1 protein-coding gene is annotated in these 237 nt (G+C 66.2%); it reads left to right on the top strand.

Annotated features, from left to right (window positions below):
- Positions 1-7: 7 nt before the first annotated feature.
- Positions 8-237: siderophore-interacting protein (locus SB756_RS35205; RefSeq protein ID WP_410913899.1), on the top strand; the 230-nt coding region annotated here is incomplete at its 3' end.

Below are 237 nucleotides of genomic sequence, written 5' to 3'. Positions count from 1 at the left end.
AAAGCCAATGACTGCCAGCCCAGAACTGTCCATCCATCGGGTCATGCACGAGATCAAGCGCCGCCGCCTGGAGGTGCTGCGCGTAGTCGACCTGACCCCGCGCATGCGCCGCATCACCCTGGGCGGCCCTGAGCTGGCCGGGTTCATCAGCCTGGGCAGCGACGACCATGTGAAGCTGCTGTTCCCGCAGAACGCCGAACAGCAAGCCGCCCTGGAAACCCTGGTACTGGGCCCGGG

It is taken from the genome of Pseudomonas sp. SIMBA_068 (assembly GCF_046534705.1).
Taxonomy (GTDB): Bacteria; Pseudomonadota; Gammaproteobacteria; order Pseudomonadales; family Pseudomonadaceae; genus Aquipseudomonas; species Aquipseudomonas putida.
The sequence above is the reverse complement of the archived record's forward strand: the minus strand, read 5'-3'. Positions and strand labels throughout refer to the sequence as shown.